Raw genomic sequence first — 15757 nt, forward strand, 5'->3', positions numbered from 1 at the left:
GGCGCTGTATGTGTTCTGTGTGCTGGCCGTGCCCGTGTTTTGCGGGCTTAGCCTGCTGGATTGGCTGTTTTAGCCCAGTTCGACGATGGCGTGGCGCTTCTTGCCTGCGCTCAGCTTCAGGGGGCTGGCCAGATCGGCGGCGGTGATCAGCTTGCCTGCGTCGGTGACAGATTCGTCGTCGATCTTGGCGCCGTTGTCGGCGATCAGGCGCTTGGCCTCTTTGCCGGTGGCCGCAAGACCCGAGCGGACGAAGATCTGCACGACCGAAATACCCTCGGCCAGTTCTTCGGCGGTCAGGGTCAGGCGGGGCAGGTCGCCGCCGGCGATGCCCTTTTCAAAGACCTCTTTGGCGGTGGCTTCGGCGGCCTTGGCAGCCTCTTCGCCGTGCAACAGAGCGGTCACAGCGTTGGCCAGAATGATCTTGGCCTCGTTGATTTCCGAACCCTGCAGCGCACCCAGACGGTCACATTCGTCCACGGGCAGCTCGGTATACAGCTTCAGGAACTTGCCGGTGTCCGCGTCGGTGGTGTTGCGCCAGAACTGCCAGAAGTCATAGGGCGACAGCATTTCCGCGTTCAGCCACATGGCGCCGCCCTGGCTCTTGCCCATTTTCTTGCCGTCCGAGGTGGTCAGCAGGGGCGAAGTCAGGCCGTAAATCTCGTGGTCCAGCACGCGGCGGGTCAGGTCGATCCCGTTAATGATGTTACCCCATTGGTCCGAGCCGCCCATCTGCAGAACGCAGCCATAACGGCGGTTCAGCTCGAGGAAGTCATAGGCCTGCAGGATCATGTAGTTGAACTCGAGGAAGCTCAGCGACTGCTCGCGGTCCAGACGCGATTTCACCGATTCGAACGACAGCATGCGGTTCACGCTGAAGTGGCGGCCGATATCGCGCAGGAATTCGAGGTAGTTCAGGCTGTCCAGCCATTCCGCGTTGTTCAGCATGATCGCCCCGTTCGGCGCATCGCTGTAATCGAGGTAACGGGCGAAAACCTTGTTCATCCCGTCGATGTTCGACTGGATTTGCTCGGGCCCAAGCAGGGGACGTTCGTCGCTGCGGAAGCTGGGGTCGCCCACCTTGGTGGTGCCGCCGCCCATAAGTGTAATGGGTTTATGGCCGGTTTTCTGCAGCCAGCGCAGCATCATGATGTTCAGCAAATGGCCCACGTGCAGCGAGGCCGCCGTCGCGTCATAACCGATATACGCAGGGACAACGCCCGCCATCAGAGCATCGTCGAGGCCCTGATAGTCGGTGCAATCTGCCAGATAGCCACGCTCGATCATGATGCGCAGGAATTCAGACTTTGGATGGTAAGTCATTGCACTTGTCCCTTTTGCGGTTGCGATGCACTCTATAGAGCGGTTGCGAGCAGAGGAAAAGCGCATGAAGCAATCTGGTGCGCTGCGCGCCCTTGGCACGATGTCTGGAACATCGCTGGACGGGGTCGATGCGGCGGTTGTTGTTAGTGATGGTCACAGAATTCTGGAGTTCGGCGAAAGCGCCTATCAGGAATACACCCCCGCTCAGCGGGAGATTCTGCGCGCCGCGTTCGGCCGCTGGCAGGATCAGGATGTGGCGGACGCCGCCGAGGTCGTGGAAACCGTCCACGCGCAGGTGATGGCGCCGTTCAAGGGAATCGATCTGGGGGGCTTTCACGGTCAGACCTTGGCCCATGATCCGCGCGGTCGGGGCACGCACCAGTGCGGAGATGGCGCAATTCTGGCCGAGCTTTTGGGCTATCCGGTGGTTTGGGATTTCCGCAGTGCCGATGTGAGACTGGGGGGCGAGGGCGCGCCCCTTGCGCCGTTCTTCCATTTCGCCTGCGCCAAGTACATCGAGGCCACGGGGCCGGTGGCGTTCCTGAACCTTGGCGGGGTCGGGAACCTGACCTATGTGGACCCGCGTTTTGACCGGCCCGAAGAGGATGGCGCGTTGCTGGCCTTTGATACCGGCCCCGCGAATGCGCCGGTGAACGATCTGATGCTGGCGCGGCGTGGGCTGGCCTATGACGAGGATGGCGCGTTGGCCGCCAGCGGTACGCCCGACGAGGCCCTGATCGCCGAAGTTCTGGAGCGCGGGTTCTTTTATCGTATTCCGCCGAAATCATTGGACCGCGATGACTTTGCCGACGTGATGCCAAGGGTTCAGGATATGTCCGACGCGGATGCTGCAGCCACGCTGACCTTGCTGGCGGTGCGGTCTGTGGTGGCCGGTTTGCAGTACTGCCCCGAGGTGCCCGAGCGCCTGTTGGTGACGGGCGGAGGACGGAATAATGCATTCATTATGAATGCATTGCGGGATGAGGCTCATGTAGTGGTTGAGCCTGTCGAGGAGGCCGGATTGGACGGCGACATGCTCGAGGCTCAGGCCTTTGCCCATCTGGCGGTGCGGGTGGCCAAGGGGCTGCCGACCTCTTGCCGGTCGACCACAGGTGTGGCGGCGGCCGTGGGCGGCGGGACGATCAGTCGGCCCACGGTGAGCGCGCTGATCCCCGAGTGACGGGGCGCTGTAGGGGCGCCCCGCCGTGGTCTCTTAGGCTGCTTTTGCGGTAAGGGCGCCAGCCACCTTTTGCGAGACCAAGCCGAACAGGTTGCCGATCACCAGCGAGGCCAGAACGGTCACAGCGGCGGGGATCATCGCTGCCATATCCGCCAGGGCCACTCCGGTCAGCAGCATGAATGCCGCCGTCGAGGCATAGCCGTAAACCGCCGCGGGAATGGTTGCCAGCAGCGGCAGATGTGCGCCAAGAACCAGCGCCACAACCGAAACGCCGACGATGATCGAGGTTACGATGACGTCGCCCGCCACGGTGCCGACGATGAAGAGGGCGATGGTCGCAACGATCACGCCCCAGACATGGTTGACGACGGATTTACCAAGGCCGGAAACCTCGCCGCCCGTGTGGTAGAAGCTGCCCCAGCCGATGAACAGGGCCCAGACCTGAAGCCCGAACGTGGTGCCAAGGCACAGCCAAGTGGCCACCGCGGCAAGGACGCCGATGCTGATCGCCAGCGCGTTAATTAAACTCATTACTCGTTCCTCCCTTGAACTCGGCGCCGGGTGATGAATTCCCGTGCGCTTGGTGAAAATCCAAGCAGAGAAAGCCGGACACGGGAATTCCACCTTGGTGGCAACTGCATTTGCAGCGTTACCGGTCGCGGAGGGCGGGCGTGTGGTGCGGGGCGGAGAGCGCCGGGGGCGCTGCCCCCGGACCCCCGGAGTATTTTGACCAAGAAGAAGTCGGGGTGAAGAAATGAAAAAGGCCCCGCCTGCGGGTGCGGGCGGGGCCTGTCGGATCACCTGTGGGGGTGATTATTTCTTCAGGATCGAGCGGCCGGCGTAAACGGCGGTCTCACCCAGCATTTCCTCGATACGGATCAGCTGGTTGTATTTCGCGAGCCGGTCCGAACGGGCCAGCGAGCCGGTTTTGATCTGGCCGCAGTTGGTGGCAACCGCGAGGTCCGCGATGGTCGCGTCTTCGGTTTCGCCCGAGCGGTGCGACATCACGTTGGTGTAGCGCGCGCGGTGGGCCATATCGACGGCCTTGAGGGTTTCGGACAGCGAGCCGATCTGGTTCACTTTGACCAGCATCGAGTTGGCGACGCCTTTTTCGATGCCTTCGGCCAGACGGGCGGGGTTGGTGACGAAGAGGTCATCGCCGACCAGCTGGATTTTGTTGCCCAGTTTCTCGGTCAGCAGCGCCCAACCTTCCCAGTCGTCTTCCGAGCAGCCGTCTTCGATCGAGATGATCGGGTAGTCGTTGCACAGGTCGGCCAGATATTCGACGTTCTCGGCGGGGGTCAGCGATTTGCCTTCGCCCTTCATCTCGTACTTGCCGTCCTTGAAGTATTCGGTCGAGGCGCAGTCGAGAGCCAGATAGATGTCTTCGCCGGGCTTGTAGCCTGCTTTTTCGATCGACTTCAGAACGAAGTCCAGCGCGTCGCGGGTCGAGCCCAGTTCGGGGGCGAAGCCGCCCTCGTCACCCAGACCGGTCGACATGCCAGCGGCGTGCAGCTCTTTTTTCAGGGTGTGGAACACTTCGGAGCCCATGCGGACGGCTTCGCGGATGTTCGCGGCCGAAACGGGCATGATCATGAATTCCTGGATGTCGATCGGGTTGTCCGCGTGCTCGCCGCCGTTGATGATGTTCATCATGGGAACGGGCAGGGTGCGGGCTGCGGTGCCGCCGACATAGCGGAACAGGGGCTGGCCGGTGAATTCGGCAGCTGCTTTGGCAACGGCCAGAGACACGCCGAGGATGGCGTTTGCACCCAGACGGCCTTTGTTGTCGGTGCCGTCGAGTTCGATCATCGCGGCGTCGATGGCTTCTTGCTCGGTGGCGTCCATGCCAACGATGTTCTCGGCGATTTCACCGTTTACAGCGGCAACGGCTTCCAGAACGCCTTTGCCCATGTAGCGGGACTTGTCACCGTCGCGCTTTTCGACAGCCTCGTAGGCGCCGGTCGATGCACCCGAAGGAACAGCGGCGCGGCCCATGGTGCCGTCTTCCAGAATGACGTCGACTTCGACGGTGGGGTTGCCACGGCTGTCAAGAATTTCGCGCGCGTGGATATCGATGATGGTGCTCATGGAACAGTCCCTCGATGGATTGGATTTGAAAGCCTTCTAGCGGGTGCCGGAAGGGGTGGAAAGGCGTCTAAGGCGCTGTTTGCGCTCACGGAAAAGCGTATAAAGCCCAGATGTGATAATTATGGCAGCCCCGACGTATGTTAGCGCATCAGGTCGTTCGTTGAAAAACGTCAGACCGATGATCATTGCAAAAATGAGGCGCGTGTACCGGAAGGGCATGATGACTCCCATCTCGCCGATGCGCATGGCGGCGGTCAGGCTGTAGTAGCCGCCAAGGCTGAACAGCAGCGCCAGACCGACATCGCGCCAGCTGGCGGCGGACATGGAGGTGATGGGTTGGTCGGCCACGACTTGCAGGAACACGCCCGCGATCGCGACGACCGCAAAGGCATAGCAAGAGATGGCGAGGGTCGAGACCTCTTTGGGCAGAACGCGGGTGGCCACGTCGCGGCCCGCAAGGCCGATCACCGCGCCTAGGGCGAACAGGGATGCGGGTTCGAACGCCTGCGATCCGGGGCGGATGATCAGCATCACCCCGATGAAGCCGACGACAATCGCGCTCCAGCGGCGCCAGCCCACGGGTTCCTTCAGAAAGACCGCGGCAGCCAGGGTGGTGGCCAGCGGGGCGGCCTGGAAAATCGCGGTCGAGGTGCTGAGGGCGCTGGTGGTGATCGCGGTCACGAATGAAATCGTTCCGATCATTTCACCAAGGTTGCGCAGGATCACCGTGCGGTGCAGGGCGGCGGGCTGGAACAGGCGCTGCCCCGAGGCGACGGTCCAGACCCCAAAGAAAATCGTGCCGCCAACCCCCAAAAGGGCAAGGATCTGTCCCGACGGAACCTCGGCCGAGGCTGTCTTGATAAACAGATCCTCGATCGCGAAGCAGGCCATCGCGAACACAAGCAAAACTATACCGCGCAGGTTATCCAAAGCGGCCTCTCCCCCTCATTCAGGCCAAGGCCTATTGAAATGTTAGCGCAAACGCAAGGAATATCATGCGCCGTGTTTTTTATATCAGGACTTTTTAACAGGAACCCCGTAGAGCTCCAGCTTGTGGCCCTTGAGCTTGTAGCCAAGGCGGGCCGCGATGCGTTCTTGCAGCTCTTCGATTTCGGGATCGCAGAACTCGATCACGGCGCCGGTGGTCATGTCGATCAGGTGGTCGTGGTGCTCGCGCTCGGCGTCTTCGTAGCGGGCGCGGCCATCGCCGAACTCGACCTTTTCCAGAATGCCGGATTCCTCGAACAGTTTGACCGTGCGATAGACCGTCGCCAGCGAGATTTTTGGATCTTGGGCGTTGGCGCGGGCATACAGTTCCTCGACATCGGGGTGGTCATCGGCGGCCTCGAGCACATCGGCAATCAGGCGGCGCTGGCCGGTCATGCGCAGGCCCTTGGCCTCGCAGCGTTCGATGATGCTGTCAGTCATTCCGTTCCCGAAAGGTAAGTTCTGGATGGTCGGGTCGCATACCGCCGTGGGGCGCAGATTGCCACAGGAATGTGCGGCGATGGAAGGTCAGATCTTGCCCTCGGTGGACAGCAGAACCGAAATCCAGCGGGTCGCGGGAAAACCGGCAAGGATCAGCGCACAGATCGAGGTCATGGGCACCGCCAGAAACGCCCCCGGAATACCCCAGAGACTGCCCCAAACCACCAGCGACACCAGCACCACAAACGGGCTGAGGTTCACCAAACGGCCCAAGAGGCGCGGCTCGACAATATTGCCCATCAGCATTTGCGCAGCCGTCAGCGCAGTGGCAGTCCAGACGGTGGTCATGGGGTCACCGAACTGCACAACGCTCAGGAGCGACGGAAACAGAACCCCGAGCAGGCTGCCCACATAGGGGATATAGTTCAAAAGCCCGATCACAACGGCCCAGAACAGCGCGAAATCGACGCCCATCACAAACATCACGATCCACGACAGCACCGCCAACCCGATATTGATCGCGGTTTTCGCGGCCAGATACTGGCCGATCTGGCGGTTGATCTTGTGAAAGATGTCGATAATGGCGTCAGACTGTTCGCGGGTTTCAAAGGCGCGGGTGACCTTGGCGCTCAGGCCCGCGCTCTCCAGCATCAGAAAGGCCGAAAGCAGCAGCACCAGAAACATGTTGGTCCCGAAATTCGCCAGAACCCCCAGCAGGGTCGTGGTCGCGGTGCCAAGGCTGAAATCCGTGCCCATCATATTGCGCAGGGCGGCCCAAGTGGGCTCTTCGCCCAGGTTCAGACGCTCGGCCATGTTGTTCAGGAACATGTTCAGGCGCATCTCGTATTCGGGGACACGCTCGGCCAGCGCCTGCGCATTGGTCGTGGTGATCGAGGTCAGCGCCAGCAGTATCAAGGCAAAGGCCAACAGCGTGAACAGGTGCCGCAACCAAGACGGACTGCGCGCCAGACCGGGAACGCGCCCGATCGCATGGGCGCTTTCGAGCAGGATATAGCACAGGATGATCGAGAACATGATCGGCACCAGAATGGCTTTGCCGATCACCAGCAGGTATCCCAGCATAATGGCCAGAGCCACGCTATAGACGAATGTCACAAAGGGCCGGTCTAACTGGCTCATTACCTAATGCTCTTGCGGTATCACTTTGGCGGCAGTGTGCCGTCACAATGACCTTGATGTAAGGGGAGTGCCCGCGAAAGCAATGGTCGCCGCGTCCTAGCCGTGAATTTTGCGCGAATTTCCGGCGTTCAGGTCCCGCAAAAGGTGCGGTGCACAACTTCGTCGGCGGTGGGGGGATGGGTCAGATCCTCTTCGCCCGCCTGCGGGGTAAAGGGATCGGCCAGTACCCGCATCAGCCGTTTGAACGGCGCCAGATCCCCGTCCACGGCGGCGTTGATCATCGCCTCGATCCGGTGGTTGCGGGGGATATAGACGGGGTTCACGCTGCGCATCAGCGCCTGAGGGTCCTGTTCGCGGGCGATCCGCTGCTGGTGGGTTTCGTGCCACGCGTCAAATTTGTCCCGCTGGACGAACTGGTCGCGCGCGGTTCCGCCCGCCAAGGCGCGGAATGTGTTGGTGAAATCGGCGCGATCATGGGTCATCAGGTCCAGCAGCGCCTCGATCATCGGTTTGTCCTCGGGGGTCGCGGCGGCGATCCCGATTTTGCGGCCGAACACCCGCAGCCATTCAGCGTCCAGCAGATCGGGCATGGCGTGAATGCGGGCGGTGTAATCCTCGACCGCGGCATCCTCGTTTTCGTTCAGGGGGACCAGCGCGCTGGCCAGTTGCGCAAGGTTCCAGATCACGATGTGCATCTGGTTCGAGTAGGCATAGCGCCCCTGCTGGTCGATCGAGGAAAAGACCTTGTGCGGGTGGAAATCATCCATGAACGCGCAGGGGCCATAGTCGATGGTCTCACCGGAAATCGCGGTGTTGTCGGTGTTCATCACCCCGTGGATGAAGCCAAGGCTCATCCAGTGGGGGATCAGTTTCACCTGCGCGTCGATCACCGCTTGCAGCAGGCCGGTGGGGCCGTCAGCCTCGGGGTAATGGCGGGCTAGCGCGAAGTCGGTCAGGGTGCGCAGGGCCTCCACGTCGCCGCGGACGGCGAAATACTGGAAGGTCCCGATCCGCAGGTGACTGCTGGCCACGCGGGTCAGCACGGCTCCCGGCAGCATGGCGTGACGCATGACGCTGTCACCGGTCGCCACGGCCGCCAAGGCACGGGTGGTCGGCACGCCAAGGGCATGCATCGCCTCGGACACCACATATTCGCGCAGCACGGGCCCGAGCCACGCCTTGCCATCGCCATTGCGGCTGAACGGTGTGCGGCCCGATCCCTTGAGCTGGATGTCATAGCGTTTGCCGTTCGGGGCGACGACTTCACCCAGCAGCAGCGCGCGACCATCGCCAAGCTGCGGGGAAAAGCCCCCGAACTGGTGTCCCGCATAGGCTTGGGCTAACGGTTCCGCGCCATCAGGGATCACCGCACCGGACAGCGCCGCCGCCAGTGCATCGGTGTCATCGTCGAACGAAATCCCCAGCTGCCGCGCCAAACCGGCGTTGAACGCGATCAGTTCGGGCGCAGAGGCCACCGCCGCCACCTGACGGGCATAGAACCGCGAGGGCAGGCGGACATAGCTGTTGTCAAAGGGGATGTGCAGGGTCATGGGCTTTCCTTCGGGTCGCTTGGGACCAAACCTATGCAGCGTGCTCCGGTTTTGCCAGAGCATCCCCGCAAAAGCGCCCTACAGCTTTCGTACCATCATGCGCACGTCGGGGCGCGGTTGGAACAGGGCGCGGGCATAGACCCCGTGGGCGACGTTGTTGGTCAGGTCCAGTTCCACGGCCAGCGCCCGCACACCCGCGCTGCGCAGGGGCGCAACCAAGGTGGTCAGCGATTCCGGCGCAATGCCACGGCCGCGCACCGCAGGGCGCACATAGATTTCGCGCACACAGGCCATGATCCCGCCGTCATCCATCGACCACGTCAGCGTCATAATCAGGAATCCGATCGGCGCGCGGGTCGGGCCAATGATATAGACCGCGCCCAAAGGCGACCCTTCGAGCAAGGGCATGATCGCCGCCTCGCGGGCGCGGGCGTCGTGGGCCACACCGCGTTCCACATCCAGCGCCTCCAACAAGGGGGCCAGACGGGGATAATCCTCGGTAAAGGCTAAAGAGAGCTGCGCACTCATAAACGGGCCAACCTTTCTGTGAGCAGGTCAAAGAAGCCCTGCGCATCCACATCGCCCATGAACATGGCATTCGGCGCGCGATCTGTCACGCGCCACCAGTCGGCAACGGTCATTCCAAGCGTCAGTTCGCTGGCGGTTTCAACTTCGACGTTGATATGGCGGCCAGTGAACAACTCTGGCCGGATCAAATAGGCGATGACGCAGGGGTCATGGAGGGGCGCGCCAAGGGACCCGTATTTCTCTTTGTCGAAACGTTCGAAGAAATCGGTCATCTCGGCCACGGCGACCCCGACAGGCGTGCCAAGGGCGCGGAAGGCGTCGTTGCGTTCCTTGGTGACCAGAACTTTGTGGGTCACATCCAGCGGCATCACAGTGATCGGCACGCCCGAGCCAAAGACGATCTTGGCCGCCTCGGGATCCACATAGATGTTGAACTCGGCGGTCGGGGTGATGTTGCCCACCTCGAAATAGGCGCCGCCCATCAGGACGATTTCCTGCACCTTTTCAATGATATCAGGTGCTTTGTTAAACGCGGTTGCGATGTTGGTCAGCGGCCCCAAGGGACACAGCGTCACCGTACCCGCAGGTTCGCGGCGCAGGGTGTCGATGATAAAATCCACCCCGTGCCCCTCGGCCAGTGCCATCACCGGATCGGGCAGAACAGGACCATCAAGGCCGGTCTTGCCGTGCACATGCTCGGCCGTGATCAGCCGCCGCGCAATGGGCGCCTCGCAGCCCGCATAGACCGCCACATCAGGCCGCCCTGCCAACTCACACACAATCCGCGCATTCTTCTGGGTCAAGGGCAGCGGCACGTTGCCCGCAACGGCGGTAATGCCCAAGACCTCGATGTCTTCGGGACTGGCCAAAGCCAGCAAAATGGCAACGGCATCGTCCTGACCGGGATCGGTATCAATGATGATTTTGCGCACTGACATGGGCCATCCTTCTACGTTCCGCCAAATTCAGTGGCAGGCCAACCGCAACCATGCAAGCCCCGCCGTTAAATTTCGCGCGGCAAAGGCCTCTCTTTCTTGGAAAAAATACCCCTGTCGGTCGGGTCATTCCCGGCGCAGCGTCAGTCGGGCGACCAAGCCTTCGGGGCCTTCCTCGAAACTCAGCGATCCGTTGTGCTGGCGCGCGACGGTCTGCACGATGCTCAGGCCCAGACCGTTGCCCGCCGCGCGGCCCGCATTGGCCCCCCGCCGGAAGGGCGCGATCAGGTCCGCCATTTCCGCCGCCGACACCGCGCCGCCGCCCGCATCCTCGACCAGAACCGACACCTCGGCGGCGTGGCTCTCGATCCGCAGGGTGGCGCGGCGGCCATAGTTCAGGGCGTTCTCGACCAGATTGGTGATCGCCCGTTGCAGGGCCAAGGGGCGGGCCATGACCAGCACGCGCTGGGCTTCTCGCAATACAATGGGGTGTTCGTTCAGAACGCCCACTCCGGGGGTGACGCCGAACAGGGAATGCTGGGTCTCGGTCTGGCCGGTCACCACACCGCCAAGGGACACGCGGCGGCCCAGATCCTCGTAATCATCGACGATGGTTTCCACCAGCGCGGTCAGGGAAATCTGCTGTGCGGGCTCGGCGTCCAGTTCCGTGCGGGTAAAGGACAGAACCCCCTCGACCATGGCGATCATCTGGTCGATGTCGCCCTCCATCTTGGTGCGCAGGGTGGGGTCGTCAATCAGCGCGGTGCGCAGTTTCAGACGCGCGGCGGGGGTGCCCAGATCGTGGCTGATGGCGGACAAGGCCTCGGCCCGCTTTTCCAGCGCCTCGCGTTCGCGGGTGATCGAGGTGTTCAGGGCATCGGCGATTTCGTTTAACTCTGATGGCCCCTCGAGCGGCAGCATGGTCGTGCCGCCCCCTTGGGAGCTAGAGAAGATACGCGCCAGACGGCCCAAACGGCCTGTGACCTCGGAACTGCGGGTCAGCAGGCTGACCAGCGCCAGAATGAACGCCAGCCCCAAGGGCAGACGCATATCATTGGGCGCGGATTCGCAGGACCAGACCGAGGGGGCCGTCACCTTGATCCAGCTGCGCCCGTCGGGACGGGCATAAAGGGTAGGGTTCCCGCACAGCCGCGCCATCTTGCGCGTCATCGCCCCAAGCCGCTCTGGCGGGGTGGAACTGGGGGGCAGGTCGTTCAGCGTATAGGCCAGTTGGGGGTCGTGGACTTGCACCAGCAGGCGTGCGCCGCCCCAATCCTCGGTCTCGCCGGTCAGGATCGAGGCTTCGGTCACGCGGCCACGGCCCTGAGGGGGCGCGTCGATCTGGGTGGCGGTGACATCGGAGGGCATGGGCGCGCCGTTCACCAAGGCCCCGTAAATCTGGCGGCCGGTGTAATCGGCGCGGTCCAGATGGCGTTCCCACGCGTTCTGGGTGTTTGCCCAGACAGCGCCGGTGACCAAGCCCGCCAACGTACCCCACAGGATCCACGAAACGGTTTTCCCCTGCAGACTACGCAGCGCGTTCATTCCTGCGTGACCTCGCAGGCCAACACATAGCCGACGCCGCGTTCGGTGCGGATCAGGCGGGGCTCTTTGGGGTTGGCCTCGAGCTTGCCGCGCAGACGGCCCACCAGCACGTCGATCGCGCGCCCTTCGGCGGCGTCCATCACGCGCTGGGGATCGCGGTCGGGGTCCAAAGCTTCGGCGATTTCCTCTCGCTTCAGGGGGATCATGGGGTTGGCCAGCAGGGCCTTGAGCAGGGCCGTTTCGCGGCGGGACAGGGACACCAGATAGCCCCCCGGCGCGCGGACCTCGCCGGTGCGGGCGTCCAGCGACCAGCCCTCGAACCGGTAAACGCCAGCGGACTTGCGATAGGTCAGCGAGGCTGCACGATTCCCCCGCCGCAGCACGGCCTTGACCCGTGCGGCCAGAAGATCGGGGTTGAACGGTTTGGCCACGTAATCGTCGGCCCCCGCCGCATAGCCCTGCATCCGCTGGTTGTCTGAGGACAGCGCCGAGACCATGATGATCGGCACGTCCTGTTCGGTGCGCAGCTGCGCACACAGGTCCAGCCCGCTTTCGTCCCCCAGCATCACGTCCAGCAAAATCAGGTCGATGCGATAGCGCTCCATCGCGGCGGCGATTTCTGCACCGGTCGAGGCAGGGCACACGGCGAAGCCCTGTCCCTGAAAGAACTTGGTCAACATCTCTCGTAGTTCGGTGTCGTCATCGACAACGAGCAGACGGGGTATTGTCATTCTGGGGCCTCTCCCTGTTGGAGGGCGAAAATGGCGGGCAATTTTCGATCTGTCTATATGTACGTGAGGGTACTGCGTAACAGATTGTAACAAAAAGGCTGTGTGTTGGGTAACAAACGGTAACAAAGCCTGCCGAAATGTCCTGCGGCTACCGTCTGGCAGCCTTGCGCCGGATGCATGGCGGCGCAACAATCTGCCCACTTCACGCCCCGAACCATCAGGGGCGCCAAGGGAGGAAACCATGAAGTACACCGTTTTTGCAGCCGCAACCGCGGCTCTTTGCGCATTCGCAACCACCTCGACCGCTGAGCCTCAGGCAGAAGTTCTGCACTGGTGGACCTCGGGCGGCGAAGCCAAGTCGGTTGCTGTTCTGCAGCAGGAATTCAAGGACGCTGGCGGTACCTGGACCGATATGCCCGTAGCGGGCGGCGGCGGCGACGCGGCCATGACCGCTCTGCGTGCACGCGTCCTGTCGGGCAACGCTCCCGCAGCCGTCCAGCTGAAAGGCCCCGCCATTCAGGAATGGTACGAAGAGGGCGTTCTGTCGGACATCTCTTCGGTCGCCGAGGAAAACGGCTGGGCTGACGTTCTGCCCGCCGCCATCGCCGAGCACATGAAGTGCGAAGGCCACTGGTGTGCGGCCCCCGTCAACGTACACCGCGTGGACTGGATCTGGGCCAACAAGAAAATCCTCGAGGATAACGGCATCGCAATGCCCACCACCTGGGACGAGTTCAACGCCGCAGCCGAAAAGCTGAAGGCCGCTGGCATCACCCCGCTGGCCCACGGTGGCCAGTCGTGGCAGGACGCGACCGTCTTCGAAACCGTTGTTCTGGGTCTGGGTGGCCCCGAGTTCTTCCACAAGGCTCTGGTCGAGCTGGACCCCGAAGCACTGGGTTCGGACACCATGAAGGCCGTGTTCGACCAGATGCGCCTGCTGCGCGGCGACGTTGACGCGAACTTCTCGGGCCGTGACTGGAACCTTGCGACCGCAATGGTCATGAACGGTGAAGCCGCGTTCCAGATCATGGGCGACTGGGCCAAAGGCGAATTCCTGGCAGCGGGCAAAGTCCCCGGCGAGGACTTCCTCTGCGCCTCGACCCCCGGTGACGGCTACCTCTACAACGTAGATAGCTTCGCGATGTTCGAAGTCGAAGGCGACGACAAGGTCGAAGGCCAGAAACTGCTGGCAAAACTGATCGTTGGTCCGTCGTTCCAGAAAGTCTTCAACCTGAACAAAGGCTCGATCCCTGTTCGCACCGACGTGTCGCTGGACGACTTCGACATGTGCGCGCACACCTCGGCCGAAGAAATGGCATCGTCGAGCGCAAACGGCTCGCTGCTGCCCAGCTACGCGCATGGCATGGCTCTGCGCGGCGCGCAATCGGGTGCGATCACCGACGTTGTGACCGCCCACTTCAACTCTGACATGTCGTCGGAAGACGCTGTCAAGATGCTGGTCGACGCAGTAGCGGCCGTCCAGTAACCCCCTGAACTGCGGCTCTCCGCGCGTGCCAAAGCGCGGAGAGCTTTTCCGTCAGGAGCACTCCACATGACCCTCTGGCTTGAACGCCATGTACCCAAGCTGGTACTGGCCCCGTCTTTTGCTGCCATCTTGTTGTTCGTATACGGCTTTATCGCCTGGACCGGATGGATCTCGCTGACCAAATCCCGCTTGATGCCCAAGTACGATATCGAAGGCGTTCAGCAGTATACCCGTTTGTTTGACGCGCCCCGCTGGGACGTCGCAATGAACAACCTCTATATTTTCGGCGCGCTGTTCATCGTGATCGCGATGGTGCTGGGACTGCTTCTGGCGATCCTTTTGGACCAGAAAATCCGCACCGAAGGCGTTCTGCGCACCATTTATCTCTATCCCATGGCGCTGTCGATGATCGTGACCGGCACCGCGTGGAAATGGATTTTGAACCCCGGTCTGGGCCTTGAAAAGGTCGTGCAGGGATGGGGCTTTGAAAACTTCAAGTTCGACTGGCTCGTGAACCCCGATTACGCGATTTACACCATCGTGATTGCGGCGGTCTGGCAGTCTTCGGGCTTTGTGATGGCGCTGTTTCTGGCCGGTCTGCGGTCGGTCGATAGCGAGATCATCAAAGCGGCCCAAGTGGACGGTATCCCCACCACCCGCATCTATACCGCGATCATCATCCCCTCGATGGCGCCCATCTTCCTGTCCGCGTTCATTGTTCTGTCGCACCTCGCGATCAAGAGCTTTGACCTTGTGATCGCCATGACCAACGGCGGCCCCGGTTATGCGACCGACCTTCCGGCGACCTACATGTACGCGATGGCGTTCTCGCGCGGGGATCTGGGGCAGGCGGCAAGCTCTGCCATGATCATGATGCTCGTGGTGTTCACCATCGTTGTTCCCTACCTCTATTCTGAACTGAGAACCCGCAATGACTGATCTGTCTGCAACCCAAGGCGCGGCGCGCCCGTGGGGCAAGATCGCCCTGCGCTGGGGCCTGTATGTCCTGCTGGGACTGTTCGCCCTGTACTATCTGGTCCCGCTGTTCGTGATGGTCACCACATCGCTGAAAAGTCTGGATGAAATCCGTTCGGGCAGCCTGATTGCCCTGCCGCGCGACGTGACCTTCGATGCATGGGCCAAGGCGTGGTCCGGTGCCTGCACCGGCATCCAGTGCGAAGGCCTGCGCCCGTACTTCTTCAACTCGATCGCCATGGCCATTCCGGCGGTGATGATCTCGACCGTGATCGGTGCGATGAACGGTTATGTTGTGGCGCAGTGGAAGTTCCGCGGTGCGAACATCATCTTCTCGCTCTTGCTGTTCGGATGCTTCATTCCGTTTCAGGTCGTCCTGCTGCCCATGGCGAAAATGCTGGGTGTGCTGGGAATGGCGGGCACGATCCCCGGTCTGATCATGGTCCACGTGATCTATGGTATCGGCTTCACCACGCTGTTCTTCCGCAACTACTATGTCACCATTCCGGTGGAACTGGTCAAAGCGGCCAAGATCGACGGCGCGGGCTTCTTCCGGATTTTCTGGTCGATCTTCCTGCCCCTGTCGCTGCCCATCATCGTGGTGTCGGTCATCTGGCAGTTCACCCAGATCTGGAACGACTTCCTGTTCGGTGTGTCGTTCAGCCAGGCAGGCACCCAGCCTGTCACCGTGGCCCTGAACAACATCGTCAACTCCACCACCGGTGTGAAAGAATACAACGTAGACATGGCTGCCGCGATCATCGCTGCCCTTCCCACGCTGCTTGTTTACGTCGTCGCCGGCAAATACTTCATCCGCGGTCTCACCGCCGGTTCGGTGAAAGGATAAT

General features: G+C 61.9%; 15 protein-coding genes. 4 read left to right on the top strand and 11 right to left on the bottom strand.

Translation table 11 applies throughout. The features are described from left to right. Window positions 1-69: 69 nt before the first annotated feature. Window positions 70-1320 (bottom strand): tyrosine--tRNA ligase, encoded by a 1251-nt coding sequence (gene tyrS / locus HJ536_RS05655; RefSeq protein WP_177156984.1) that lies wholly within the window; start codon window positions 1318-1320, stop codon window positions 70-72. A gap of 64 nt (window positions 1321-1384) precedes the next feature. On the opposite strand from tyrS, the gene HJ536_RS05660 reads away from it, so the two are divergent. Further along, a complete protein-coding gene (locus tag HJ536_RS05660; RefSeq protein ID WP_177156985.1) occupies window positions 1385-2500 on the top strand; it encodes an anhydro-N-acetylmuramic acid kinase in 1116 nt (371 codons plus the stop codon). A gap of 33 nt (window positions 2501-2533) precedes the next feature. On the opposite strand, the gene HJ536_RS05665 is transcribed toward HJ536_RS05660, so the two are convergent. The 10 genes from HJ536_RS05665 to HJ536_RS05710 all read right to left on the bottom strand — a co-directional run bounded on the left by HJ536_RS05665 (window position 2534) and on the right by HJ536_RS05710 (window position 12448). Next, window positions 2534-3031: a DUF1097 domain-containing protein gene (locus tag HJ536_RS05665; protein ID WP_177156986.1), complete on the bottom strand. Its 498-nt coding sequence runs from the start codon at window positions 3029-3031 to the stop codon at window positions 2534-2536. Between the two features lie 282 nt (window positions 3032-3313). Beyond that, entirely contained in the window at window positions 3314-4591 is a 1278-nt protein-coding gene (gene eno / locus HJ536_RS05670; protein ID WP_176854196.1) for a phosphopyruvate hydratase, read from the bottom strand. Window positions 4592-4627: 36 nt separating this feature from the next. Next, window positions 4628-5521, bottom strand: a complete 894-nt coding sequence (locus HJ536_RS05675; RefSeq protein WP_177156987.1) for a DMT family transporter — start codon at window positions 5519-5521, stop codon at window positions 4628-4630. A gap of 84 nt (window positions 5522-5605) precedes the next feature. Beyond that, window positions 5606-6019 carry a Fur family transcriptional regulator gene (locus HJ536_RS05680; protein WP_176854198.1) on the bottom strand — a complete coding sequence of 138 codons (414 nt, stop codon included), beginning with the start codon at window positions 6017-6019 and terminating at the stop codon, window positions 5606-5608. Window positions 6020-6106: 87 nt separating this feature from the next. Beyond that, window positions 6107-7159 carry an AI-2E family transporter gene (locus HJ536_RS05685; RefSeq protein WP_177156988.1) on the bottom strand — a complete coding sequence of 351 codons (1053 nt, stop codon included), beginning with the start codon at window positions 7157-7159 and terminating at the stop codon, window positions 6107-6109. 128 nt (window positions 7160-7287) lie between these two features. Further along, window positions 7288-8709 carry a protein adenylyltransferase SelO gene (locus HJ536_RS05690; RefSeq protein WP_177156989.1) on the bottom strand — a complete coding sequence of 474 codons (1422 nt, stop codon included), beginning with the start codon at window positions 8707-8709 and terminating at the stop codon, window positions 7288-7290. Between the two features lie 78 nt (window positions 8710-8787). Continuing rightward, complete coding sequence (locus tag HJ536_RS05695; RefSeq protein WP_176854201.1) at window positions 8788-9237, bottom strand: GNAT family N-acetyltransferase; 450 nt, start codon at window positions 9235-9237, stop codon at window positions 8788-8790. Then, complete coding sequence (locus HJ536_RS05700) at window positions 9234-10175, bottom strand: nucleoside hydrolase (RefSeq protein ID WP_177156990.1); 942 nt, start codon at window positions 10173-10175, stop codon at window positions 9234-9236. The genes HJ536_RS05695 and HJ536_RS05700 overlap by 4 nt, the downstream gene beginning before the upstream one ends. Before the next feature lie 123 nt (window positions 10176-10298). Beyond that, on the bottom strand, window positions 10299-11717 hold the full coding sequence (locus tag HJ536_RS05705) for a sensor histidine kinase (RefSeq protein WP_177156991.1): 1419 nt from the start codon (window positions 11715-11717) through the stop codon (window positions 10299-10301). Then, on the bottom strand, window positions 11714-12448 hold the full coding sequence (locus HJ536_RS05710) for a response regulator transcription factor (RefSeq protein WP_177156992.1): 735 nt from the start codon (window positions 12446-12448) through the stop codon (window positions 11714-11716). The genes HJ536_RS05705 and HJ536_RS05710 overlap by 4 nt, the downstream gene beginning before the upstream one ends. A gap of 241 nt (window positions 12449-12689) precedes the next feature. On the opposite strand from HJ536_RS05710, the gene HJ536_RS05715 reads away from it, so the two are divergent. The 3 genes from HJ536_RS05715 to HJ536_RS05725 all read left to right on the top strand — a co-directional run bounded on the left by HJ536_RS05715 (window position 12690) and on the right by HJ536_RS05725 (window position 15756). Beyond that, window positions 12690-13934 carry an ABC transporter substrate-binding protein gene (locus tag HJ536_RS05715; protein WP_177156993.1) on the top strand — a complete coding sequence of 415 codons (1245 nt, stop codon included), beginning with the start codon at window positions 12690-12692 and terminating at the stop codon, window positions 13932-13934. A 66-nt stretch (window positions 13935-14000) separates the two neighbouring features. After that, window positions 14001-14873 carry a carbohydrate ABC transporter permease gene (locus HJ536_RS05720; protein ID WP_176854206.1) on the top strand — a complete coding sequence of 291 codons (873 nt, stop codon included), beginning with the start codon at window positions 14001-14003 and terminating at the stop codon, window positions 14871-14873. After that, the gene (locus HJ536_RS05725) at window positions 14866-15756 is read left to right on the top strand and encodes a carbohydrate ABC transporter permease (RefSeq protein WP_176854207.1); all 891 of its coding nucleotides are present in this window, start codon (window positions 14866-14868) and stop codon (window positions 15754-15756) included. The genes HJ536_RS05720 and HJ536_RS05725 overlap by 8 nt, the downstream gene beginning before the upstream one ends. Window position 15757 lies beyond the last annotated feature (1 nt).

Origin of the sequence: Donghicola mangrovi, from assembly GCF_013377535.1 — a bacterium.
GTDB classification, from domain to species: Bacteria; Pseudomonadota; Alphaproteobacteria; order Rhodobacterales; family Rhodobacteraceae; genus Donghicola; species Donghicola mangrovi.